Annotated in this window: 20 protein-coding genes; 15 read left to right on the top strand and 5 right to left on the bottom strand. The window is 48.2% G+C overall.

All coding sequences use genetic code 11. From position 1 onward, the window contains the following. Positions 1–47: 47 nt before the first annotated feature. On the bottom strand, positions 48–1388 hold the full coding sequence (gene purB / locus L0Y31_RS05890) for an adenylosuccinate lyase (RefSeq protein ID WP_234736203.1): 1341 nt from the start codon (positions 1386–1388) through the stop codon (positions 48–50). Positions 1389–1508: 120 nt separating this feature from the next. On the opposite strand from purB, the gene L0Y31_RS05885 reads away from it, so the two are divergent. From L0Y31_RS05885 to L0Y31_RS05850, 8 genes are all read left to right on the top strand, one after another. Beyond that, positions 1509–2234, top strand: a complete 726-nt coding sequence (locus L0Y31_RS05885) for an MIP/aquaporin family protein (protein WP_234736202.1) — start codon at positions 1509–1511, stop codon at positions 2232–2234. A gap of 32 nt (positions 2235–2266) precedes the next feature. Then, the gene (gene glpK / locus L0Y31_RS05880) at positions 2267–3814 is read left to right on the top strand and encodes a glycerol kinase GlpK (RefSeq protein WP_234736201.1); all 1548 of its coding nucleotides are present in this window, start codon (positions 2267–2269) and stop codon (positions 3812–3814) included. Between the two features lie 97 nt (positions 3815–3911). Next, positions 3912–4721 carry a 3'-5' exonuclease gene (locus tag L0Y31_RS05875; protein WP_234736200.1) on the top strand — a complete coding sequence of 270 codons (810 nt, stop codon included), beginning with the start codon at positions 3912–3914 and terminating at the stop codon, positions 4719–4721. Between the two features lie 117 nt (positions 4722–4838). Then, positions 4839–5186: an NADH-quinone oxidoreductase subunit NuoK gene (nuoK, locus tag L0Y31_RS05870; protein ID WP_234736199.1), complete on the top strand. Its 348-nt coding sequence runs from the start codon at positions 4839–4841 to the stop codon at positions 5184–5186. A gap of 87 nt (positions 5187–5273) precedes the next feature. After that, positions 5274–7193: an NADH-quinone oxidoreductase subunit L gene (gene nuoL / locus L0Y31_RS05865; RefSeq protein ID WP_234736198.1), complete on the top strand. Its 1920-nt coding sequence runs from the start codon at positions 5274–5276 to the stop codon at positions 7191–7193. A 14-nt stretch (positions 7194–7207) separates the two neighbouring features. Continuing rightward, the gene (locus tag L0Y31_RS05860) at positions 7208–8671 is read left to right on the top strand and encodes a complex I subunit 4 family protein (protein WP_234736197.1); all 1464 of its coding nucleotides are present in this window, start codon (positions 7208–7210) and stop codon (positions 8669–8671) included. 6 nt (positions 8672–8677) lie between these two features. Beyond that, positions 8678–10069 (top strand): NADH-quinone oxidoreductase subunit N, encoded by a 1392-nt coding sequence (locus L0Y31_RS05855; protein WP_234736196.1) that lies wholly within the window; start codon positions 8678–8680, stop codon positions 10067–10069. 105 nt (positions 10070–10174) lie between these two features. Beyond that, complete coding sequence (locus L0Y31_RS05850) at positions 10175–10657, top strand: GtrA family protein (RefSeq protein ID WP_234736195.1); 483 nt, start codon at positions 10175–10177, stop codon at positions 10655–10657. Positions 10658–10768: 111 nt separating this feature from the next. Here L0Y31_RS05850 and L0Y31_RS05845 read toward each other — a convergent pair whose 3' ends face one another. The 4 genes from L0Y31_RS05845 to L0Y31_RS05830 are packed head-to-tail and all read right to left on the bottom strand — an operon-like array spanning position 10769 to position 15403. Further along, entirely contained in the window at positions 10769–11041 is a 273-nt protein-coding gene (locus L0Y31_RS05845) for a hypothetical protein (RefSeq protein ID WP_234736194.1), read from the bottom strand. 15 nt (positions 11042–11056) lie between these two features. Beyond that, positions 11057–11782, bottom strand: a complete 726-nt coding sequence (locus L0Y31_RS05840) for an ABC transporter ATP-binding protein (RefSeq protein WP_234736193.1) — start codon at positions 11780–11782, stop codon at positions 11057–11059. Between the two features lie 26 nt (positions 11783–11808). Further along, positions 11809–12303 (bottom strand): hypothetical protein, encoded by a 495-nt coding sequence (locus tag L0Y31_RS05835; protein WP_234736192.1) that lies wholly within the window; start codon positions 12301–12303, stop codon positions 11809–11811. Positions 12304–12355: 52 nt separating this feature from the next. Further along, a complete protein-coding gene (locus L0Y31_RS05830) occupies positions 12356–15403 on the bottom strand; it encodes a tetratricopeptide repeat protein (protein WP_234736191.1) in 3048 nt (1015 codons plus the stop codon). A gap of 299 nt (positions 15404–15702) precedes the next feature. Between L0Y31_RS05830 and atpD the strand changes: the two genes are divergently transcribed. The 7 genes from atpD (at position 15703) to plsY (ending at position 26102) form a co-directional block, all read left to right on the top strand. Beyond that, a complete protein-coding gene (atpD, locus tag L0Y31_RS05825) occupies positions 15703–17226 on the top strand; it encodes a F0F1 ATP synthase subunit beta (RefSeq protein ID WP_234736190.1) in 1524 nt (507 codons plus the stop codon). 77 nt (positions 17227–17303) lie between these two features. Next, positions 17304–17546 (top strand): ATP synthase F1 subunit epsilon, encoded by a 243-nt coding sequence (gene atpC / locus L0Y31_RS05820; RefSeq protein WP_234736189.1) that lies wholly within the window; start codon positions 17304–17306, stop codon positions 17544–17546. A 114-nt stretch (positions 17547–17660) separates the two neighbouring features. Then, entirely contained in the window at positions 17661–18653 is a 993-nt protein-coding gene (locus L0Y31_RS05815) for a glycosyltransferase family 2 protein (RefSeq protein ID WP_234736188.1), read from the top strand. 23 nt (positions 18654–18676) lie between these two features. Further along, a complete protein-coding gene (locus L0Y31_RS05810) occupies positions 18677–19423 on the top strand; it encodes a DUF5672 family protein (protein ID WP_234736187.1) in 747 nt (248 codons plus the stop codon). Between the two features lie 45 nt (positions 19424–19468). Beyond that, positions 19469–20335 (top strand): 50S ribosomal protein L11 methyltransferase, encoded by an 867-nt coding sequence (gene prmA / locus L0Y31_RS05805; RefSeq protein WP_234736186.1) that lies wholly within the window; start codon positions 19469–19471, stop codon positions 20333–20335. Between the two features lie 53 nt (positions 20336–20388). Next, positions 20389–25110, top strand: a complete 4722-nt coding sequence (locus L0Y31_RS05800; RefSeq protein WP_234736185.1) for a hypothetical protein — start codon at positions 20389–20391, stop codon at positions 25108–25110. Between the two features lie 335 nt (positions 25111–25445). Beyond that, complete coding sequence (gene plsY / locus L0Y31_RS05795) at positions 25446–26102, top strand: glycerol-3-phosphate 1-O-acyltransferase PlsY (RefSeq protein ID WP_234736184.1); 657 nt, start codon at positions 25446–25448, stop codon at positions 26100–26102. Positions 26103–26136 lie beyond the last annotated feature (34 nt).

The following is a 26136-nucleotide window of genomic DNA, read 5'->3' as shown; positions in this document are numbered from 1 at the left end:
AGCTTCACTCTAGCTCAAAAAGCTGGGCCAGAGTGAAGCTGGCATTTTCAAAGGCCGGTATAATTGAACGGCGTTATTTTCCGAAGTTCTTCTTTAACAGACTCTTCAACGTTCAGATCATTGATGAAACGCTGGATGGTCTGCTCCGTAATTTTCTCGTTGGTGCGCGTTAAATCTTTAAGGGCTTCGTAGGGTTTTGGATAGCCTTCGCGCCGCAAAATGGTTTGAATGGCTTCGGCTACTACCGCCCAGTTTTCATTCAGATCTGCTTTCAGGGCAGCTTCGTTCAACTCCAATTTATTCAGTCCCTTCAGCAGCGCCTTTAGGGCAATAACCGAGTGGGCAAACGGCACGCCCAGGTTCCGCAGCACCGTCGAATCCGTTAGATCGCGTTGCAAGCGGGAGATAGGAAGCTTGGCGGCCAGGTGCTCGAAAAGGGCGTTTGCAATGCCAAGGTTACCTTCCGAATTTTCAAAATCAATCGGGTTGACTTTATGCGGCATGGCCGAAGAACCTACTTCACCCGCTTTGATTTTCTGTTTGAAGTAATTCATCGAGACATACGTCCAGATGTCACGGTCCAGATCGATCAGGATGTTGTTCAGCCGTTTATAGGCATCCAGCGTAGCCGCCAGCATGTCGTAATGCTCAATCTGCGTAGTTTGCTGGCTGCGTTGAAGCCCCAGCCGATTACAAAACTGGTTGCCAAAGCGTTTCCAGTCGATATCCGGATAAGCAACGGCATGTGCGTTGAAATTCCCCGTTGCGCCGCCAAATTTGGCCGATACCGGAATATCTTCGAGCATGAATAACTGTTTCTCCAGACGCTCGCAAAAAACCAGCAATTCTTTCCCCAAACGCGTGGGCGAGGCTGGCTGACCATGCGTACGGGCCAGCATCGGAATGTCCTGCCAGCGACTGGCCAATTCCTGTAATTTGATGTAAATCTGCCGATACGTAGGCTCAACGACCATGTTCAGGGCGTCGTCCAGTAACCGAGGAATAGCCGTATTGTTAATATCCTGCGAGGTCAGTCCAAAGTGAATAAATTCCAGGTATTCAGAAATATTCAGGTCAGCTAGTTTTTCCTTAATAAAGTACTCAACGGCCTTTACGTCGTGGTTGGTTACACGTTCAATTTCTTTAATTCGCAGCGCGTCATTCTCCGAAAAATTTTCGTACAAGCCGCGAAGGGTCGGAAAAATCGCGTGATCAATGCCCTTCAATTGCGGCAATGGAATCTCGCAAAGCTCGATAAAATATTCAATTTCAATCTGGATTCGGTAGCGAATCAATCCCCATTCCGAAAAATAGGGGGCCAGAGATTCAATCTGAGCGCGGTAACGACCGTCGATAGGAGATAGGGCTGTCAGTGCAGAAAGTTGCATAGAGTCGATTACTAAAATACAAAGGTAGTGGATGTTGGCTAAACGCAGCTAATGGAATTTGTGTATATTGGCGACCGTTGAATTTTACCAGTATAAAATAGACCTAAACCCGTATCTTGTATGCAGCCTTCTCCGTTTCTCGGTGAATTGGTCGGTACGATTGTACTTTTATTATTAGGAAATGGCGTAGTAGCCAATGTGGTTCTCCGGCAGACAAAAGGCGAAAACAGCGGCTGGATGGTCATCACCACCGGTTGGGCTTTTGCCGTCACGATGGGTATTTTTGTGGCCAAGGCTTTTGGAAGCATTGATGCGCACTTGAATCCAGCGGTTACGGTAGCCTTTGCGGTAGCTACCGACGACTACAGCCATGTTATTCCTTATATTTCTGCGCAACTTATCGGCGCTTTTTTGGGCGCTATTCTAGTCTGGCTCTATTACCTGCCACACTGGCGCGTTACACCGGATGCCAGCGCCAAGCTAGCCGTTTTCGCTACAGGCCCCGCTATTCGTAATCCCGGTGCCAATTTTATCAGTGAGGTTGTCGGGACACTGGCCCTCATTATCGGACTGGCTGGAATTTCCTCAAAATCGCTCGGTGAAATGGCCATTGGCGTAGGTCCTTATATGGTCGGGATACTGGTTTGGAGCATCGGCCTTTCGCTGGGGGGGACAACGGGTTATGCCATCAATCCTGCCCGGGATTTTGGGCCGCGTATAGCGCATGTACTGCTACCCATTCCGGGAAAAGGTTCTTCTGATTGGGGGTACGCCTGGATTCCGGCGATTGCTCCCCTGGTCGGTGGAGCAATCGGGGGCCTCTTGATTCGCCTGTTTACGTTGTGAAAAATCAATTAATTACCGACTTAGCTAAAATTATGCCTTCTTATATCGCTGCCATTGATCAGGGAACAACCAGTACGCGCTGCATTATTTTCGACCGTCAAGGGACCATTGTATCGGTGGGCCAGAAGGAACACACCCAGATTTATCCGCAACCTGGCTGGGTGGAGCACGATCCGGAAGAAATCTGGCGAAACACGCTGGAAGTGATCGCTATTGCCCGAATTAAAGCGACGATCCAAAGCAGTGACATCGCGGCGGTGGGAATTACCAATCAACGTGAAACAACCGTTGTCTGGAACCGCCGGACTGGTAAGCCTTACTACAACGCCATTGTCTGGCAGGATACGCGAACGGGCGAGCTGGTCAACCAGTTTGCCCATGAAGGTGGCATCACCGGCTTGGGTCAGGACCGGTTTCGGGCGAAAACGGGCTTGCCGTTGGCTACCTACTTTAGCGGGCTAAAACTTCGGTGGATCCTGGATAACGTACCCGGCGTTCGGGAGGATGCGGAGAAAGGAGAGGCTTTGTTTGGCAACATGGATACCTTTCTGATTTGGCACCTGACGGGTGGTCCGTCACACGGCGGTCCGTCGCACGGTGGCCCGTCACACGGCGGTTTGCACATCACCGATGTGACGAATGCCAGCCGGACGCAGCTGATGAACCTGGAAACGCTCGCCTGGGACGATGAGCTGCTGCACGTGTTTGGGGTACCCAAAGCCATGTTACCCGAAATCCGGCCTAGCAGTGAAGTTTACGGAACGGTAAAATCCGAAGTATTACCCGGGGTCCCCATTGCCGGTATTTTAGGCGATCAGCAGGCAGCGCTGGTCGGGCAAACCTGCTACGAATCCGGAATGGCCAAAAACACTTACGGAACCGGTTGCTTTCTGCTCATGAACACCGGAACCGAACTGCGCCACTCGACTTGTGGACTGTTAACCACTGTCGCCTATCAGTTCAAAAATCAGCCAGTTCATTATGCGCTCGAAGGAAGCGTAGCCATTACGGGCGCATTGGTGCAATGGTTACGGGATAATTTAGGCCTAATCAAGCATAGTTCGGATATCGATGCGCTGGCCCAGACGGTAACTGATAACGGCGGGGCTTACTTTGTGCCCGCTTTTTCGGGTTTGTATGCGCCATACTGGAAAGCCGATGCGCGTGGTATAATTGCTGGCCTGACGCGCTATGTCAACAAAGGACACATTGCCCGGGCGGTTCTGGAAGCCACTGCCTACCAAACGCTGGACGTGGTGCGGGCGATGGAGGAGGACGCGGGCATTCAGTTGAAATCCCTGCGCGTCGATGGCGGAATGACCGTCAATAACCTGCTCATGCAGTTTCAGGCGGATATGCTGGGTGTCTCCGTCATTTGTCCAAAAATTGCTGAAACTACTGCCTTAGGAGCTGCCTACGCCGCTGGGCTGGCCGTAGGCTATTGGAATGGTTTCGATGATTTGCGGCAGAATTGGGGCGTTGACCGCGTGTTTGAGCCCACTATGAATCTGGAAGAAAAGGACCGATTATACCAGGGTTGGAAAAAAGCCGTGGTACGTTCATTTGCCTGGGAAGACTAGCTAAACCGCTCATTTCGATTAATTCAGCACTGGAATTGACTATAAAACCGCCCAACCTTCCTACTTTTGTAGCTGTAATTATGTACTTGTGCAAGAAATGACGCATCAGCTCAAACTCAAAAAGCCACTGGCTTTCTTCGATCTCGAAACAACGGGCATTGAAGTTATGAAGGATCGGATTGTCGAAATATCCATTGCGAAAGCGATGCCGGGAGGCGATGTGATTATAAAAACACATAAAGTCAATCCTACCATTCCTATTCCGCTGGAGTCGAGCTTGATTCATGGCATTTACGACGAAGATGTAAAAGATTGCCCGACCTTCAAGTCGATTGCCCGCAACCTGGCCCAATTTCTGGACGGCTGCGATCTGGCTGGCTACAACTCCAACCGATTCGACATTCCGTTGCTGGTAGAAGAGTTTTTGCGGGCCAACGTCGATTTTGACCTGAAAAACCGGAGATCCATTGATGTCCAGCGCATTTATCACTTCATGGAGCCACGCACGCTGGTGGCTGCGTACCGTTTCTTCTGCGGAAAATCGTTGGAAAACGCGCACAGTGCGGAGGCCGATACGCTGGCTACCGCCGAAGTGCTGGATGCCATGGTAAAACGCTATGAAGGCCAGACAGTGCGCGATGAGCGGGGCAACGAAATCGTAATCAGCAACGATGTCGAAGTGCTGAATAAAATCATGATTAACAACAATGTGGACCTGCGGGGACACATGATTTACAACAACGACGGCCAGGAGATTTTTAACTTTGGAAAGCACAAAGGCCGTCTGGTCATGGATGTTCTGAAAAAAGAACCATCCTTCTACGACTGGCTGATTAAAGGCGAATTTCCGCTGGATACCAAGCGAAAACTGACCGAGATTAAGCTACGGATGTTCAACCAGCGGTGAGGCAAATTGCCAAACCATTTGAGTAAGCGGGAATAATCTGTAACTTTGCTCAGTCTTCTCTGGCATTCTGCCTCCTGAATAAGACCGTAACGATGTGTTAAAGACCGACTGATTGGTATGCAACCAACGCAAATGCCTGTTCAAGTACCGGAAGTTATTCAGCTTATAGATCTGAAATACTACCTCATTATCAGTACTGCCTTATTTGTCATTGGCATCATTGGCGTACTAACCCGGCGAAACGCTATCATTATCTTCATGTCGATTGAGCTGATGCTTAATGCCGTCAACCTGCTTCTGATTGCCTTTTCGTCGTATCGATCCGACCCAACCGGCCAGGTTTTTGTCTTTTTTATTATGGCCGTGGCCGCCGCTGAAGTGGCCGTCGGATTAGCGATTATTGTTATGATCTACCGAAATATCCGGTCGATTGATGTAGGTGTACTGGATAAACTCAAGTGGTGATGCCGCTTTTGTTAAGGCAGGTTTTAAGCTAAAATTTGCCAAATCAGTCACTTACAAATTTAAACCTATTAACATACTCTACCTTTCATGCAGACGGATTTGTTGGTAAAACTAATACCTCTGTTTCCTCTTCTGGGCTTTCTAATTAACGGACTCGGTTTCCGGCGTGTTCCTAATGGCATGGTCGGATTGATTAGCTCGGCGGCTCCGCTCGCGTCTTTTGCTTGCGTGGTGTTGCTCTTTATGGGTTTCTCCGGTCCACAACCCGAAAAAGTAGCCCTTTTCGACTGGATTACAGTGGGTCACCTGAATATCCCCTTTTCCTTCCAAATTGACCAGCTCTCCCTGATTATGTTGCTGATTGTGACGGGAGTTGGATCGCTAATTCACATTTATTCAATTGGTTACATGCACCACGATGCGGGTTACGGAAAGTTCATGGCTTTTCTGAACCTGTTTTTGTTTTTCATGCTCCTGTTGGTGATGGGATCCAATTACGTCATTATGTTCATTGGCTGGGAAGGCGTGGGGCTTTGTTCGTATTTGTTGATTGGCTTCTGGAACAAGAATACCAATTATAACAATGCGGCGCGTAAAGCCTTCGTGATGAACCGCATCGGTGACCTGGGTTTCCTATTAGGAATTTTCATGATCATCGCCGCTTTTGGCTCCGTTGAATACACCAACGTCTTCGAGCAGGCGGCAGGCTTCCCCATTGGCGACCCAACGGTGGTAGCCATTACGATGCTGCTGTTTGTGGGAGCGATGGGTAAATCGGCGCAGATTCCGCTGTATACCTGGCTACCCGACGCGATGGCGGGTCCTACTCCCGTATCGGCTCTGATTCACGCCGCAACAATGGTAACGGCGGGGATTTACATGGTTGTTCGCTCGAACATTCTGTATACGTTGTCACCTATCACGCTGGAAATTGTCGGAGGAATTGCCGTTGTAACGCTTCTGTTAACAGCTTCGATTGGTCTGGTGCAGAATGATATTAAGAAAGTACTGGCCTATTCTACAGTTTCTCAGTTGGGCTATATGTTTTTAGGACTGAGTGTAATGGGCTACACGGCGGGAATGTTCCACGTCATGACCCACGCGTTCTTCAAAGCTTTGCTGTTCCTTGGCGCAGGTAGTGTTATCCACGCCATGTCCGACGAGCAGGATATTCGTCGAATGGGTGGTCTGCGTAAATACCTGCCGGTTACGTACTGGACCTTTTTGATTGCCACGATTGCCATTGCCGGTATTCCTCCGTTTGCGGGTTTCTTCTCGAAGGACGAGATTCTGATGCATGCTTACGAGCATAACAAATTCTTGTGGGTACTTGGGGTAATTGGCTCAGCCATGACTTCTTTTTACATGTTCCGGCTGCTATTCCTGACCTTCTTTGGGCGGTTCCGGGGAACGGAACACCAGCGGGAGCATCTGCATGAATCACCGGCAACGATGACCATTCCGTTATTGATTCTGGCGGTTCTGTCGGCGGCGGGTGGCTTCCTCAACGTTCCGGAAGTACTGGGTGGTAGCGCCAAACTGGCAAACTTCCTGAGCCCTATTTTTGAACTGTCGCGGCAGGCAAATCCCAATGCATTTGGCGAAACACTGTTGACGCATAGCGAAGAATACATGCTGATGGGTATTTCAACCGGCGTAGCTATTCTGATGGCCGTTGTCGCGTATGTTATCTACGTTCAGCGTGCGGTGCTGCCCGAATCTGACCTAGTTGAACGACCAATGACCGAAAAGGTGCTGTACAACAAATACTACGTGGATGAGCTATACGAAGCGATTATCATCAAGCCAATTCGTGGGTTATCCGACGTCTTCTACAGCTTCGGTGAGTTCCTGATCGACGGGGTTGTAAACGGCACGGCGTGGCTGGTGAAACAAATTTCGGGTCAGTCGCGGCGGCTGCAAACAGGCTCCATTAGCTTTTACGTCTTCGCAATGGTCGTTGGAATCGTTTTGATTCTGGGCGTCCGGTTTTTCATCAAAATATAGCGGTAAAGATATAGATGCTTACACTTACGCTCATACTATTTCCGATTGTAGCTGCATTACTGGTTTTGGCGGTTCGTAGTGAACAAACCAAGCAATTGGCTTTTGTTGCTGCACTGGCTGAATTTGGTCTGGCAGCCTATGCTTTCCTGAATTTTAAAGCCGATACAACTTCTCAGTTTGGTTTCGACTATCCGTGGTTGGCAAACTTCGGCATTCGCTTTAGCGCTGGCATCGATGGTGTCAGTATTCTGCTGGTTTTGCTAACGGGTTTACTGACGCCGTTTATTATCCTGTCGGCCTTCCAGCGGAAATATTCGCGTCCTAATGTGTTTTTTGCCCTGATTTTGTTCATGCAAGCGGCGCTGATTGGCGTATTTACGGCGCGGGATGCCTTTTTATTTTACCTGTTCTTTGAGGCGGCCCTGATCCCTATTTACTTCCTGGCAGCGCTCTGGGGCGGCGAAAACCGAATTGCGGTAACGTTCAAGTTTTTCGTTTACACGATCTTCGGTAGTTTGTTCATGCTGGTAGCGCTGGTATATCTGTACTTTCAGACGGGTACGCCTGGTGTTCCGGGATCGCATTCAGCCGCAATTGTAGACCTTTACAACTTAAAACTTAGTCCGGTGGCCCAAGGATGGGTTTTCTGGGCATTTTTCATTGCTTTCGCGATCAAGATGCCTGTCTTTCCTTTCCATACCTGGCAGCCAGATACGTATACTGAATCGCCTACCCAGGCAACCATGCTTTTAGCAGGTATCATGCTGAAGATGGGGGTCTACGGGGTTATTCGTTTGCTCCTTCCGATTGCACCAGCAGGCGTCGACACGTGGGGCTTTACGGCCATTGTACTGTCTGTTATCGGCATTGTTTATGGGTCTATCATTGCCATCCGCCAGCGGGATATAAAGCGTTTGATTGCTTACTCGTCTTTCGCCCACGTGGGCCTGATGGCTGCCGGCGTTTTCTCATTGACTGAAAATGGATTACAAGGTGCCCTGGTGCAAATGCTGGCGCACGGTATCAACGTGGTTGGAATGTTCTTCGTCGCTGATGTGATTCTATCCCGTACCAATACGCGCCTGATTGACCAGATGGGAGGCATTACCCAGCATACGCCGAGACTAACGGTTTACTTCATGATTCTACTGCTGGGTAGTGTGGCACTGCCGTTAACCAATGGATTTGTGGGTGAATTTCTGCTGCTGTTAGGCGTATTCGAATACAATAATGTGTTGGGAGCTGTTGCCGGAACTACCATCATCCTGGGAGCCGTTTACATGCTTCGCTTATTCCAAAAAACGATGTTTGGTAAGAAAACCGAACTAACCGAAACCTTTACCGACGTATCTGCCAGTGAAAACTGGGTGCTGATCCCGCTCTGTATTATGGTTTTCTGGATCGGTATTGTACCAAACACATTCCTGAAGCTGACTGAACCAGCTGTTGCTAACCTGTTGCAGATCATTAATCAGTAAAAGCATATGTTGCCTATCGTTCTGTTGTCTGTCTTCGGAATTGCCATGTTGTTTCTGGGCTTTATGAAATCCCGGGCAGTTCTGTTGCCAGCTGCGTTATTATTTCTGCTAGTTGCGTTTGCGGCTAGCTTCCTGGACTGGAATCATACGTATCTCTATTTCAAAGGGATGCTACTGACTAATAACCTAACCATTCTTTTCTCTGCCATCGTGCTTCTTTCCGCCTTTATGATTGTTGCCTTATCCGGCGATTTTCTGGAGGATGAAAACGCGCAACCCGCCGAATATTACGCCATCATGCTTTTTTCGCTGGTTGGCGCCATCATGATGATTGGGTTCGAAAACCTGATCATGCTATTTGTGGGCGTGGAGATTCTATCCGTATCGATGTACGTCCTCACGGGTTCTGACAAGCGGAACCTGCGGTCAAACGAGGCGGCTCTGAAATACTTCCTGATGGGGGCTTTCGCGACGGGGATTTTGCTTTTTGGAATGGCACTGCTTTACGGAGCGGTTGGCTCTTTCACCATTACCGACATTAAAGCGTATGTTCTGCTGGCAAAAGGCGGTGTGTCTTTGCTACTTTACATGGGTCTGCTGCTGGTACTTATCGGCCTGTTGTTTAAAGTATCAGCTGCTCCTTTCCACTTCTGGACGCCTGATGTGTACGACGGAGCGCCAACCTTATTTACGGCTTTCATGTCAACCGTTGTCAAGACCGCCGGTTTTGCGGGTCTGTTGCGGTTGTTATCCGTATCGTTTACGGACATTTATAATTTCTGGTGGATCATCTTAGCCGCCATCACTGTACTTACCTTGCTGATCAGTAACCTGACGGCGGCTTATCAAACCAGTTTCAAGCGGATGATGGCTTATTCCAGCATCTCGCACGCAGGTTATCTGCTAATAGGTCTGGTTGCTTTGGGCCAGCAAAGCAACGGAGCGTTAGCGTTTTATTCATTAGCCTATTCGTTAGCGACCATATCGGCCTTTGGAATTTTGATACTGGTTGCTAAACACCGGGGAACCGAAGGCCGCTCAGGAGAAAGCTACGAAGCCTTTAACGGACTGGCGCACCACAACCCACTACTGGCATTCGTGCTGGCCGTGTCGATGCTATCTTTGGCCGGTATTCCACTCACCGCCGGATTCTGGGGTAAATTCATGGTATTCTCTGCGGCAGTAGAAAAGGGGTTTGTTTGGCTCCTGGTTGTTGCTGTGTTGATGTCGGCAGTGGGGATTTACTATTATTTCCGCGTGGTAATTGCCATGTACTTCCGGAGTAGCGAAACAGAAAGGATTCGTGTGGCTCCTTTTTACCAAATTGTGCTCATTACCGCTACTGTTCTAACCATCGTGTTAGGAATTGCGCCGGGTCTGGTGCAAAAGCTGGTTTAAATAAATTGCTTTCAGGCTGAAAAGCGCCCGCCAACAGCTTGTTGGTGGGCGCTTTGATATAGTATAAATCTTAATGGGTAACCCCCGTGCTGTGCATTGATAACCGTGGAGAAAAACAGTCAGACGAAGAAAGACACCCAAAAAAAGGAAATAAGAAGCTTTCTTTCTTTCTTCCTGACGGCATTATTGGGGGCATCCGTCAATTTTTTTAGTCAGATATTCTACCGCGACCACTTTGACTACGGCATGAGTGTCCTGTTAGGTTACCTGACGGCGACGGTGGTGAGCTTTCTTCCCACGAAGATTTATGCCTTCTCGGCTAATAAAACGGGTAATACTTACCGGGAGGCCATCAAGTTTGGCATCATTGCGCTGATCGCGTGGGGCGTGCAGGTGGGCATAGCTGTTTTAACCCTGGACTGGATTGCTAATCCTTTCTTTCCCTTCGTTCCTTTATTCTGGCGGGAGAAGATATCACACGTAGTAGGAATGGGCTTTAGCTTTCTGGCAAATTACTTCGGGCATAAATTACTTACCTTTCGGAGCACGGGCGTATACGACCTTTTGAAATCGCGTTCTGAAAAATAGGAGCTTAAAAGATACTAACAAGATTTTTCCAATTCACGAATGCATTTTGTGGATATTTTGCTGGTATACTCTTGTATTTTAAGGGTTTCTGTTAATTTTGTGATGAAAACCTTAAACGTTCCGAAACAAAATGAAAAAATTATTCTCTTTGTTGTTTGTCGCTAGCATGATGACATTCGCAGCTTGCCAAAGCAAGCCTAAAGCTGAAGAAACAACAACTACAGAAGCAACAACGATGGATAGCTCAGCATCAGCAACTGGTAGCTCTATGGTTGATAGCGCAACAACGACAGTTGATAGCGCTGCTGCTACTGCTGACAGCACAAAATAAGCCCTGCTTAGGCACCAAGTAAAAAGCCCCATCCAAGATGGGGCTTTTTGCATATAAGGGAAGAGCGTTTATTCCGCCGACGATTGCATAAAGGCTCGCGCTTTTCGAACGTTTTCATTAATGCGGTCCGTTTCAATCAATCCGTCACGAAGCCGGATGATTCGATGGGCATATTCCGCAATATCTTCTTCGTGCGTTACCATAATGATGGTATTGCCTTTGCTGTGAATCTGGTCGAAAAGATCCATGATCTCGTAGGAGGTCTTCGTATCGAGGTTCCCTGTCGGTTCATCAGCCAGCAAAATACTAGGATCATTCACCAAGGCACGGGCTACTGCGACCCGTTGCCGTTGCCCACCCGATAGCTCATTAGGACGGTGACCAGCGCGATTTTCCAAGCCTACGTTCTTCAGGGCCAGCATGGCTTTTTCGGTCCGATCTGCCTTGTTATAGCCCGCATAAATTAAAGGCAGCGCCACGTTTTCAAGCGAAGTCTGGCGGGGAAGCAAATTGAAGGTTTGAAAGACAAAGCCAATTTCTTTGTTTCTAACCTCAGCCAAGGCATTTTCCGTCATATCGCTTACGTCCTGGCCATTAAGAATGTAATTGCCGGCAGTAGGCGTATCCAGACAGCCCACAATGTTCATGAGCGTTGACTTTCCGGAACCAGAAGGCCCCATGAAAGCAACGTATTCTCCCTTTTGCACCGAAATGGTCACGGATTTTAAGGCTTCAATAACCTCGCTACCCATTACATAGCGTTTGGAAATAGTGTGGGTTTCAATGATATTCATTGGCTGCGGTTCTGGCGTAAAGTTGATTAACCGATGGCGGCTATTTTGCGTCTTCGTAAGAAATAATTGCGGACAAAAAGGCCCGATAAAATCAAAACTTCGGCATTGGGTGATGACGTCAAGAGTTCAATGTCGCCCTCATCGCTCAAGTAAGCACGGTTTCGGTCATAATGAATAATCTCCTGCTGGTCGTTTTCCGAGATAATACTCCATTCATGCATCAAAAAGTTCTGCCGCTGCCACAGGTATTTTTCACCGGTAGCCAGTTGCAGTTCTGCCGTTTTATCCCAATCGAATTCAATATGACCGATGGCGTGCTTCTCCCCATTAATGTGTTGGTAAAGCGTCACTTTGTGGAGCAGAAACCCTTCTACATCAAAATGCAACTGAACATTATTCAAATACGCATGAACATCACGAGCCAGAACTTCACGGAACATTTTGCCAACAACGCGTTCTCCTTCCATCAGGACAACTTCGCGACTAAAGGCTTCTTTAACCCAATGTAGTTTCGTTTCCATAAGTGAAAGCAATTGAATAACCTAGGTAAGCAAGCTACCAAACTTACCCAAATTATTGAAACGTTTCCCGCTGTTTTTCTATCAACGTTCGTCGGGTCTGATAGTGGGTTAGAAATGCCTGATAATCGGTAGGCGTGGTAATGGATGGAAGGCGATTTAAAGCGGTATCGGCATAGTCGAATAAGCCCAAATCGAGGCAAAGATCAATGTATGCTTTTTGCAATTCCGCGTTCTGCTCATTCTGGGCCAGCGCACTTACAACCAGATTATACGCCTTTTCCGTTTGTTTGTTTTTTTGTTCCAATCGAGCGGCGGCCACCACTATTTCGGCATTAAACGGTGCTTGCTGCAAAGCTTTGGTATACTGTTGCCGGGCCTGAGCTACTTGGTTTTTCGCTTCGTAAGCGCGCGCAATCAGAAATTCCTTTTCAGCCTGAAAGGAAGGAGAAACCGCCTGATGGGCGGCCTCAATGGTTAAATCAAATTGCCTCTTCGCATTTTGTAAGCGCATGTAAGCAACCGTAATGACCGAGCCTGCGTATAGATTAAGGTTTGCATATTCGGCGACCTGCTTAAACCAAGTCTCTCCGTCAGTTAACTGATTTGCCAATAACGATTGCCGACTGCGCTGGGCGGCTACTACCGAGCGAAGATTAGGATCTTGGATGGCCACAATGAGCTGCTGACTCTGTGCAAACGAAGCGGGTGGATTATAAAGCAGGAGAAAAGCGCGTTCAAGATCATTGGTAGGTTGCTTATTGGTGTACAACAAATCAGCGAGCGCTTTCACGTTAGGATCGGTCTGGCCCGCAACTTCCCAGGAAGTCTGAGCCGAAATCAAATCACCTGCCTTGGTGTAGGCCAGGGCGCGGTAGTAAGCCGAAAGGGTATCTGAGTTAAGTTGAAAGCTTTCAGCCGCTTTGGTATACAGACCCTGCTCCAGCATCCAGAGTCCAGTGACCGAGTTGAAGGTAGCCCCATCCTGCGTATTTCCCTGCGCTAATTGATTCGTAAGCTGGAAGGCCGTCAGCTGATTCCCCGTGTAATAATTGGCAACCGCGCGGGCAAATGACAAATCATCCAGAAACTCCTGATTGGCTGGATTCTGCTCCAGACGTTGTAGCTGAACCAAAAGCGTTGTATCCGCTGTGCGATTAAGTAAAGCATAATTGTAAAGATTGGAAAACCGACCAACGCTTAAAACCATTCCGCTATCAGGCTCGGCCAGCCAGTCGGGGCGAAAGGCGGCGGCTTTTTGGGTGGTATCAACTGTGGTAGCGCGGCGCAACACAGCCAACGCAGCCCGGTTTGCCTGATAAGAGTCGTAATCGCGGGAGTCGGTGGTTTTGGCCAGTGAATCCAACGAAATAAGGGTTGGATTACGCAGCCAGAACGCCAGCAGGTTGGTTTGCGGCACTACTTCCTGACTTGTGTTACCGGTAGAGGCGGCAAAATAATAGTAAGCGGAATCAGCAACGCTGGTTTTGGCGTATAGAAAGCCCAGGTTATTCTGCAACTCCCCACTTTTAGGAAAAGTACGGATTCCTTGCTGCAACGTTTTGATGGCCTCAAAAAACAGGTTTTCCTGCAAAAAAGTGAGGCTTAAACCGGCATAAGCCTGTGGACTAGGTTGCTTCAGCAAGGCCTGTTTGAAATACTGCGCCGCCAATGCATTGTCCTGCTGATTCAGAGCCAGTGAGGCCAGCGCATAATTGGACTTATGGTTTTGAAATTCGCTTTGCAAAGCGAGTTGGTAATATTGCTCGGCAACACGAATTTCGTTCGTAGCAGTATGTAAATCCCCTAAATTATTAAAGTAGCCCGCAACAGCCTGGTTTAGGGGGAAAAACCGCTGGGTCGATAGCAGCGCCATAATGGCAATTCCTGCCAGGATGCGGGTTTGAAAGAGGGAGAAAATAGTCGGTTTGTAGAGGACACGGTGAACGGGCAATGCTTGCCGATACAGCATCTGAAAATTGATAATTACGTAACCCGTAAAGATGGCTCCCACCGCCAAATACGTGTAAATAATGGTATCCTCCAACGCCTCGATGAGCGGATCGTTGGCCGTAGCAAACGCATAGGCCATGGTAAGCGTCGAAATGAGGGCTAGACCCAAGTACAGAAAAGCGCCGGATTCCCGGTAAGACAGTCCGCTTTCGGTTTGCTTGAGCTGTTGCCGAAACCCCCAGAAACCCAACACCAATGATATTAGGTACAAGATGAAAGGACTAACCAGCAGAGGCGTCCAGGAAATGGCGCGGGTATTACTCAGCCAAACCAGCAACAGATTCGCTAGATATAAGCCGCCGATTACCAAAAAATTGATTAAACCCAGGGGCGGCGTTTTTTCGCCGTTCCGACTGGTGCGGGTAACAGAAGTGATATACACCAGTCCGGCAATGATTTCCGTGCTCGTTAAAAAGATAAAGCCAATGGTGATAAGCAGGAAACCGGGCATGGCGTAACTGACAAACGCCATCGCGGGCTGCCTCTGATCGGCAAGACCTTGTAAAAGCAGCCAGCTCAAAATAATAACAGTTAGAAACGCAAGCAGACGCGTGGCCAGCGAGGCCTCCGTTTGAAAAGCGTGAAAGTAATAACTGACCCCGCTCAGAAGGAGGACAAGCAGTAAAAAGGAAAGTCGGCCGCTAAAGACGGTTCCCAGAAACCCGGACAGCTGGAGCGTTTCAAGGCGGAATGTTGCCAGCAGAACAATCAGCAACGCCATCGCTACAAGATACGGCCAGCGGTTCAGGCGCGTAATGGCCGCGTAGATAAAGGCCAGTCCAAAGCAAATGCCCAGAGCCATCAGACGGGCTGCTAGAATATTGGTCTGCATGGCCGAAGCCACAAACTGTTCCGCCACGATATAAGCCTTGCCGTTAATCGGGTAATCAAACAAACCATCGGTGAAAGACGAGATCGTCGTCGGAATATCAAGCAGTTCGCTCAAAACATCCCAGCGGACTACATTTTGAAGACCCAAAACCCAGGCCGCAATAAGGCAGGCCAGCGCGGCCAGCAGTATGACAATACCGGTCCAGAGCGACACCCGGTGGGCGGTAGACCATTTTTGCCAGAAAAAAATTGAAGACATATAGACTAAAAAGTAAGCGCGATTGACTAAAACTACTCAAAATTACCAACGCACTGAGCAAAAAGAATAGTGTCCTGTTGGAGCACAGTTTGACAAGATTTGGTTTTGGGTGTCCTTACTTTTGTACAATCAGGTGTGAATCAGTAAAATGCTTCATTTTAGGCAAACTAATTGGAATAAAAACGCTTCCGTTCAGAAATCCGAGAAAATACGCACAGAATCAACTTGGCATTAAGCAAATTATACCCTAATTTTGCGGTCGCAAATACGACGCACATACATTTTTTTCTTCTCATAGCATGACAACTGCAATAGCAACGAATACGGGCAAGGTTACGCAGGTAATTGGTCCGGTTGTTGACGTGAGTTTCGAGGGCCAGGGATCGCGGTTACCAGCGATTCTGGACGCTTTGGAAATCACTAAAGCTAATGGTCAAAAAATTATTCTAGAATGCCAACAGCACCTCGGCGAAGACCGTGTCCGTACCATTGCTATGGACTCTACAGAAGGGTTGGAGCGGGGAATGGCCGTTGCGCATTATGGTACTCAAATCAGCATGCCAACGGGTGAAGGAATCCGTGGCCGTCTGTTCAATGTAGTAGGTGAAGCAATTGACGGAATTCCGCAGCCTAAAAGCGATGGCGGGATGTCAATCCACCGGTCGGCACCAAAATTTGAAGACCTTGCTACCTCAACGGAAGTTCTCTTTACAGGGATTAAAGTAATTGACTTGCTGGCTCCTTATACTAAAGGGGGTAAAGTTGGATTGTTCGGTGGTGCCGGTGTAGGCAAAACCGTATTGATTCAGGAGTTGATTAACAATATTGCAAAAGCATACTCCGGTTTATCGGTGTTTGCTGGTGTGGGCGAACGGACCCGCGAAGGAAATGACCTGCTGCGCGAGATGATCGAAGCGGGAATCATCAAATACGGCGATGAGTTCAAACACGCCCTGGAAGCCGGTGACTGGGATCTGGCAAAAGTAGACCAGGCTCAATTAACCGAAAGCCAGGCAACCTTTATCTTCGGCCAGATGAACGAGCCTCCGGGAGCCCGCGCGCGGGTAGCCTTGTCAGGTTTGACTGTTGCCGAGCACTTCCGTGATGGTGACGGTACGGGCCAGGGTCGCGATATCCTGTTCTTTATCGACAACATCTTCCGGTTTACGCAGGCGGGTTCTGAGGTATCGGCTCTTTTAGGCCGGATGCCATCAGCCGTAGGGTATCAGCCAACACTGGCAACGGAGATGGGTACGATGCAGGAGCGGATTACGTCAACCAAGCGGGGTTCAATTACGTCTGTACAGGCCGTATACGTACCTGCCGATGACTTAACTGACCCGGCGCCAGCAACGACGTTTGCCCACTTGGATGCTACCACGGTATTAAGCCGTAAGATTTCTGAGCTTGGAATTTATCCAGCGGTAGATCCGCTTGACTCTGTTTCGCGTATCTTGACCGCCGAAATCCTGGGTGATGCCCACTATAACACGGCTCAGCGCGTAAAAGAGATTCTGCAACGCTACAAAGAATTGCAAGATATCATTGCGATCCTTGGTATGGAAGAGCTTTCGGAAGAGGACAAACAGACGGTACACCGGGCTCGCCGCGTACAGCGTTTCCTTTCTCAGCCGTTCTTCGTTGCTGAGCAGTTTACAGGTCTGAAAGGGGTACTGGTTCCGATTGAAGACACAATTCGTGGCTTTAACGAAATCATTGACGGAAAGTGGGATCACCTGCCAGAAGCTGCCTTCAACCTGGTTGGTTCCATCGAAGATGCCGCAGCTAAAGGCGAGCGCCTGATGAAAGAAGCAGGAAAATAAATTGATCGTTATCAAGTAGCCGGGTAAACGAGTTGAAAAACCCTTTTGCCTGGCTGCTTAGCCACTTATAGAATAACATGCAACTCGAAATTATTACGCCCGACCGAAAGGTTTTCTCTGGTGAAGCTACCTCCGTTACTTTTCCGGGAATTGAGGGCCAGTTCCAAGTCTTGAATGGCCACGCACCTCTGGTTAGTACGTTGTCACGAGGACCGGTAACCATTGTTACCAATGGCGGACAACAGAGCTTTACGGTTGATGGAGGCGTAGTGGAAGTACTGAATAACAGAGTTTTAGTGCTGGCTGAAGCTGTTGTATGAGTAGATATTTTCGTGTAAGAAAGCAAAAACAGGCTGTAAGGTCTGTTTTTGTCGTTTTAGAATAAATAATATTGCCTGTCCTTTTACTTAGTATTTAATTGATAATCTGGCACTATGAATCAGATGTCCGTGTCTGTTGCTATGTGTACTTATAATGGGAATCGGTACGTACGCGAGCAGTTAGAAAGTATTGCTGCCCAAATCCGCTTGCCAGATGAAGTTATCATTGTAGATGATGTTTCCAGTGATTTTACGATTCAAGTGATTGAAGAGTTTTGCCGACAAGTTTCTTTTCCCATTCGATTGCTAGTTAACGAAGAGAATCTGGGCTCTACTAAAAATTTTGAAAAAGCGGTCATCAATTGCTCCGGTGACATTATTGTCTTTGCGGATCAGGATGATATCTGGCGCGAAGATCGGTTGACGAAAACGTGCGCGTTTTTTGAGCAAAATCCGGCGGTGAATGTCGTTTTCTCCGATGCCGATATTATCGACGGAGCATCAAAACCAGTTGGGCGCAAAATCTGGGAAGAGGTCCAGTTTGGTGAACAGACGCAAGCCAAATGGCAGGCCGACAAAGCCTACGAAATACTGTTTAATGGCTATGTCGTAACTGGGGCAACCATGGCCATGCGGCGTTCCTTTCTTCCTTTAGTGCTGCCCTTTCCCACCCACATCAAATACCTGATTCATGACGCCTGGATATCTCTGATAGCAGCGCTCCACGGGTCTATCGATTTCATCTCAGAGCCTTTAATTCAATACCGCCAGCACGAGTCCCAGCAGGTGGGTTTCAAGGCGCCCCGGAAAAAAGTAACCATATGGGATCGCTTTACCAGAGGTCGTCAGGAGAAACTAAAACACATTGAAGCCGAAGCCCTCCGCTATCGGCAGCTGTACGATTTGCTGTATAGCCGCAAAGATATTCCCAAAGAAAAATTGCAGGTGTTGGCCCAGCAAAGAGATCATTACCAGCATCGTGTTACCCTACCCGCTGAGCGGTACCGGCGGGTTCTGCCCGTTTGGAAAGAGTTTAAGCGTGGTAACTACCAACGATTTCACGGTTATTGGATGCATACTGTTCTGGGCGATCTACTGGAAAATTAATTGGTTTACGGAGAAAGTCTGTTATGAATTCAGCCGCTATTGTCGTTCCAGTCTATAAAATAGATCTTAGTGCCTACGAACAGATCTCGCTGGAACAATGCGTCCGGATGTTTACCAATCACGCGATTTACCTGGTTAAACCCGCCCATCTGGACGTTTCAGTTTTGACGGATAAATACCCACAGTTGCAAGTTAAAACCTTTGCCGACGCGTATTTTCAGAACATCAGCGGCTACAACCAGTTGCTTTGTTCCGAACGTTTCTACGAAGCGTTTGCGGAGCACGAATGGATGTTGATTTGCCAGCTGGACGTCTTTATTTTCCGTGATTCGTTGCCGGAATGGATGGCCAAAGGGTACGACTATGTGGGCGCACCGCAGTTTCAGGATATCGTACCCGTGAAAGAAGGCAAACGAACGCTGCGGGAAAAAATTTCTCCTTACCTGCAATGGCCCATTCTCAACGGAGGCTTATCACTGCGCCGAATTCCTGCCTGTATACGCTTGCTAAAGGCCTATTACCGCTTCCAAAAAAGCTGGCCGGGCAATGAGGATTTGTTCTTTTCGTTGCACTTCCCGCGCCTGATTCCGTTTCGAGGACTGATGCGCTTGCCCCAGCCAAAGGAAGCGCTTGATTTTGCCATGGAGCTGAAGCCAGCCCAGAGTATAGCGCTCAACGGAGGGAAATTGCCCATGGGTTGCCACGCCTGGTATACGTATGATCTGGATTATTGGCGACCATACATTGAGCAATTTGGCTACAAATTATAGATTCGTGGACAAGTGAGAGCTTGTCCTTTTTTATTTTCTTTGGTTATGAATTACATCGAATTAGAAGTATCGCTGACGGCAGATTTTACGGACATTCTAACGGCGGAGTTGGCTGAATTGGGTTTTGACTCTTTCGTAGAGACCGACGAAGGACTTAACGCCTATATTCCCGAAGCCGACTTTCAGGCGGCTGCTTTGCAGGAAGTTATCGACAAATACGCTGCTCAAACCGCAATAGTGTATCGAGTCAATACGTTAGAAAAAAGGAACTGGAACGAAGAGTGGGAGCAGAGTTATCATCCCATTGACGTAACCCATCCCTCAGGGAGAACCGCCCGGGTGAGGGCCTCTTTTCATCAACCAGCGGCAACGGATGGAGCTAATAGGGGGTCTGCCTTCGACATAGTCATTAATCCTAAAATGTCGTTTGGCACCGGCCATCATGAAACAACAGCCATGATGATTGAGCACCAGTTAGGTCTCGACAGCGCCGGAAAGAAAGTACTGGATGTCGGCTCTGGAACGGGGATTCTGGCCATTTTGGCCGCTTTGCAGGACGCAACGGAGGTGGTAGCTTTTGATATTGAAGAATGGGCAGTCGAAAATGCCCGCGAAAATGCGGATTTGAATCGTTGCCCGCAGATTGAAATTTTTCAGGGAATGATTGACGGAGTAAGCGCAGCCAGCCAGTTCGACATTGTATTGGCTAATATCAACCGAAATATTCTTTTGCAGGATATTCCCGCTTATGTGCAACGCATGGCTCCCGGTGCTACTCTGTTGGTTAGTGGTTTTTATGAAGCAGATGCTCAGGATATTACCCAAAAAGCAGTAGAAGCTGGCTTGGAAAAGGATGCGCAACTAACTAAAAACAATTGGGCGTCATTGAGCTTTAAAAAAGTAGAATCGTGAGCAGTCTGGCAGTATAATATTGCCCGGCCTGTTCCGCTTAATTCATCAAAAATATGATTCGTATATACAGCATACTTAGCGCATTGCTGCTTATGGCGACAATCGTGCAGGCACAAAATGTGAAATTGTCCGATAACCCTGAGCAATTTGTCAGTGATGTGCAAAAACTGATGGGATCGGCCGGGCCTTATGCCCAAAAAGCACAGAAAAATCTGGAGGGCTTGTGGACCAATAATACCCTGTCTGCTTCCCAGAAAGAACGCGTCATGGCCATTAGCCGAAAAATGTCGGCTAAGCGTTACCAGCCCGCCACCCACTTTGCTCCGCTGTATGAATCCATCTATCATTTGCTAGTTACGCAGCAAATTCCGGCGGCCGATGTGGATAACTACCTACTAATTGTGGATAAGTATGTGGATAACTCCAATTCCAAGGACCTAAACAAGCTTTTGGAGACGGTTCGGCTATTTGGTGAGAAGCGGCAATTGTACGGAAGTAACTACAATAAGTTGTTTGTAAACGGAGGGACGGTTGGTTTTCGCATGGCGGAAGTGGCAGGAGCCAGCCCGACTGCGGATAGTGCCAAAGCACAGTCAATGGCTAGCCGCTTTGACGGTTGGGATACGCCCATAGACTCCATGAATAACACCCCAATGATTGCTGTCATTAAGCGGCGGGCACTGCCGACTTTGATCGGACCCGTCATGGAACTGAAGGGAGCTGACCTGATTATGGTCACGGCAAACGATTCCGTGGCAATTCAAAAAACAGATGGTTCCGTAAGCCTGAAAGACGGGATTTTTGTGGGTAAGAATGGAAAGTTCACCTGGGAAGTAGCCGGGCAGCCCGAAACATTTGTAACTTTTTCGGACTACTCATTCGGCATTGCTAACCCAAGTCTGGCAGCAGACGACGTTACTCTGACGTATGGTTTGCTGGCAAAACCCGTACGAGGAACCTTTGAGTTTACGAGTAAAAAACGGGATAAGAAATCGCCTCCCGTTTACCCGCGCTTTATGTCTTGGCAGAATGATGCGGTGCTGGCCAACATGGGTAAGGAAATGGAATACAAGGGTGGGGTCGCCCTGGCCGGATTGCGTCTATACAGCTCATCGGTCAGTGGGCTTCCCGCCAGTCTGCTCGTTCGTTTTAAAGGCAAGCCAGCCTTCCGTGCGCAAAGTCCGCGCTTCGAATTTTCCGCTGATTCCGTCATTTCGTCCCCTCTGGCCGAATTCACAGGTTACCTCGATACGGCAGATTCGCTTTATCATCCCGGTGTAAATTTTCATTATGATCGTCCCAATGGCATTGCCAAGCTTTATCGGTCTCCCCGTACCCGTTATGTAAATACCTACTTCAGCGATAGCTACCACAAGTTTTACATTCAACCGGAAGTAGTGCGCTGGGACCTGGCGAAGAATAAAGTTGATTTCTACATGATTGGCGCCAAGCGGGAAGTACCCGTGCGTTTTGAATCATACGACTTTTTCCATCCGAAACGCTATACGGATCTGACGGTGGATTATGGTTTTCACCCGCTACAGATTGCTGGTAACTACGTATCAAAAAATAAAACCCAGACGTTTTTAGCGGATGATCTGGCCCGTTTTGCCAAAATTAATCCGGCAGTGATGCGGGATGTCATGAATCGGATGGTAACCGAAGGGTATGTGACCATGGACCCGAAGTCGGAAATGATGCGGCTGAGCAGAAAAGGAGTTCTTTATGTGTTGGCCAATGCAAAGCAACAGGATTATGACAGCTTCCTGATTTACTCGAAATACAGCTCCAACGACAGCCTGACCAACGCAACTATCAACCTGAATGACAAGTTTTTGACCATTCGGGGCGTTGAGAAATTCACGATTAGCGATTCCCTGAAAATTACGGCTGTACCCAGTGACAAGACCCTGCGAATTGGCAAAAACCGGGCTTTCACGCTTAACGGACAACTGAAATCAGGTAACATGCGCTATACGGGCCAGGCGCTGGCGTTCAATTACGACCAGTTTTCGATGAACATGAACAAGATCGACTCCATCACGTTCACGCCCAAAGGCAAAGACGCTGAAATCGGGGGTGATATTCAGTATGAGAAGCCGGGAACTGTGTTTTTAGCGGATAAAGGAAATAAGTCTGGACTGCAGAAAAACAAAAAGACTACCCAGCGCCTGGTAATGCCAGAGGGAATGACCGTTTATTTCAATCAGCCTTACCGGGGAAATATCTTATACAACAAAAAGGTATACTTCAAAGTCCCGGCGGTGGATAACGACACGCTTGGCAATGGAGATATGTTCTTTGACGGGACGTTTTATTCGGATGGTATTTTCCCACCGATTAAGACTGTTCTGAAAACCATGCCGGACAATTCGCTGGGATTTGTCTACAAAGCGCCTGCTGCTGGCTTACCCCTGTATGGAGGTAAAGGGAACTTAAAGTTTACGGGCGAGCTGATCATGGATAAAAAGGGTTTACGGGCTGAAGGTGTGGTTACCCACCTGATGGCATCCCTGCCCACCAAGGAAATGTTGATAACGACCGATTCACTGATTGCCTCCGGCACCGATGGATTAATCAAGGAAGGTGTTGTTGGAAAAGGGTATTTCCCGGCTGTTGAAGTGAAGAACTTTGCCATGAAGTGGTTTCCAAAGTCGGACAGCCTGTTAATTTCTACTAAGGCCGACCACTTTAATTTCTACAATGGCTCTACCAATCTGGCCGGTGATCTGGTCCTACGCTCGACAGGGTTGTTTGGACGCGGTAAGGTGAAGCGCGCCGATTCGGAAGCTGTATCAGAAAGCATCAAGTTCAACAAAGAAGGGTTTTTAGCTAACAATGCCCAGTTCCGTGTAACGGCGCAGGATAAGCAAGCCAATAAGCCCATGTTGCTGAGTACCAACGTAGATGTTGACTTTAACCAGGTTAAGGGAATCGTTACCATCTCGACCAATGCCACCGCCGTGAGCGACACAGTTGGCTCAAGCCTGGAATTGCCCTACGCTGCTTACCGCACCTCGATTAACAAGGCGCAGTGGGACATTAAAGCCAAGACAATTGCCATGAAAGGGGACGTTAAAACATCGACGTTCACCGCCACGACCGAGGAGCAGGAGGGCTTAACCTTCAACGCTGCGGCTGGTCTGTATGATGTAGAAAAAGCAACCTTAAACATCAGCGGTGTTCCTTACATCACCTCCGCCGATGCGCGAATTTACCCCGACAAAGGCCTGGTATCCATCAAGCGAAACGGGGAAATGATGGCGTTGAAAGGAGCTCGATTGGAATTAGACACCGTTAGTTTGTTCCACAAATTAAAGAATGGTACAATCCAGGTTGTGTCACGAACTCGCTTTTCGGGCGATGCTACCTATCAGTTCCCGACCAGCAAAGGCGATACGGCCAGCATCAAAATGGGGAGCTTTGAGCTGAAAGAGGCGACTACGGCCAATGCCGTTGCCTCGCGCGAAAACCGTAAGAGCCGACGCAACCAGCCCGCCGTGACCTATTTTACAGAGGCGCGGGCTGAGGTTGACGAAAAAGATAACCTGATGCTGGCTCCCAAAATTCAGTACCGAGGGAACATTGTCATGCTAGCACCGGAGAAAGACCTGAAAATGGACGGGGCGATCAAAATGGCGCTAAAAAAACGCCCTAATCTGGTAAGCGACTGGTTGCCGTTCAAAGAAAAGATTGGTGAATCATTCAGTATTAAGGTCGATCAAAACCTGAAAAACGACGGAAATCAACCGCTCCTAGTTGGGTTGCACTTCCGGGGTGGAGGAAGCACGGGAATTTATCCTACTTTCCTGTCTACCAAAGAAAATGATCAGGATGAAGATCTGATTAAGATAACAGGAACCATGTCGTATAACGATACGGCCAAGGTATTCCAGGTGGTGAGTCGTGGGGAGGATGGTTTGGCCGATGAGGAAGGCGCTTTCCGGTTCGATGATGGTAAAGGTGTGATGACTTTCCAGGGAGCGTTGCGGCTAGCCAATACGGCCCCGAATAATTTTGTGCTGGCGAGCGGCTCCGGTCGTGCCAATATCGATAGCAATACCGTCCGCTTGAATACGCTGCTGGCTTTGGGCTTCCCGATTCCCCAGCCATTGAACGCCGCAATTTCGGATAAGATGGTCAAAGTGAATCTAGAGGAAAAAAATGACGAGGCCGCCGATGATGATTTAAATCGTCTTTGCGCCAAAATCGCTTTCCTGATTGGCCAGAAAGCGACCGAAGTATACCGGACAAAAGCACAGAACCAGCACGTTTCGGTAGCGCAGGCTTCCCCTAAACTAGCTACTTCGCTCGTCCTATCGAACGTGAATCTGCGGTGGTCGGATAAATATAACTCCTTCTATAGCATTGGTACCGTTGGAGTATCCAATATTGAAAATGTGGATATCAACGCCCAGATGGAAGGATTTGTTGAGATCCGCAAGACGATGGGCGGCGATGAGGTAACGGTCTACCTCGAAGGCTCTTCAGAAGATTGGTTTTACTGGGATTACAAACAGGGGCAACTGTCTTTATTGACTTCGGATCAGGCTATTAACGACCGCATAACGGCCGGCGGCGCTAACGCTGGAAAAGATAAGATTCAGATTACCAGCGCCGATTTGCAGGATAAACAATTGTTCACCGATCGTTACCTGGATCAATACAAAACCAGACCTAAAGTAAAACCGCAGGCCAAAACCGTCGTGAAAAAAGACGCTACCAAAAAAGAAGAGAAGAAAAAAGACAAGGAAGATAAAAAGGAAGGTTTTTAGCAGTTGGCTTACCTTCTGTTTGCAGAAAAGCGGCTAAGGCTTATAAATAAGTTGGCATTGAGGCTTTCTTAAGCAATGTGAACTTATTGTAACCTTAGTCGCTTTTACGTTTACGCCCTGAAATAGAAACGTTCCAAGGCCTGTCAATTGAACATTAGTAATAATCGATACGCTTTTAACGTGAATTTAGCGATAAAATGGCCAAAAACGCTATTTTTGTCAATCCTACCGTATATAGAAACGAACAAAAGATTGCCCTTAACCAAACCTTTTTGTTGATATTCCTTGTTTTTATATTAAATCATTCGGCTGCGAAAGCGTAGCGTTATCTTTCTATGAACGTTCTGATTATCATTGCAACGACGGTACTGGCGTATTTACTGGGCTCTATTCCAACCGCAGTTTGGTATAGTGAAGCCTTTTTCGGGATTGATATTCGGAAAAAAGGAAGCGGTAATGCGGGTGCTACCAATACCTTCCGGGTGTTGGGCAAGCGTGCTGGTACGGTGGTGATGCTAATTGACGTTTTGAAAGGATATACGGCTACAATTTTGTCAACCCTGCTGCTTTATTTCGACGTGATTGGCGCCCACGAACTGCTAACGTTCAAGCTGGTTTTTGGGATGGTAGCGGTCATTGGACACTTATTTCCCGTATTTGCCGAGTTTAAAGGCGGCAAAGGTGTGGCTTCTCTGCTGGGTATGGTTTTGGCAATTCATCCCGAACTAGCCGCAGTCTGCATTGGTATCTTCCTGATTGTGCTGATTGCCTCGCAATATGTTTCACTGGGATCGATTCTGGCAGCGCTGGCCTTTCCGGTATTGCTGATTCTCAATGCCTTTGGAAAAACAGAAAGTCCTTTGTTAATCGTTTTTGGGGTTATTGTCTTCTTGACCGTTGTGATTACGCACAAAAAGAACATCAGCCGCCTCCTGCAAGGAAAAGAAAACCGGACTAGATTGATTCGGTTCCGCAGTAAGGACGATGAGTAAATAAGAATTAGCGAATTCATTGTATATATCTTGC

Source organism: Tellurirhabdus bombi, from assembly GCF_021484805.1.
Taxonomy (GTDB): Bacteria; Bacteroidota; Bacteroidia; order Cytophagales; family Spirosomataceae; genus Tellurirhabdus; species Tellurirhabdus bombi.
This window is presented reverse-complemented; position numbering and strand designations above follow the sequence as displayed.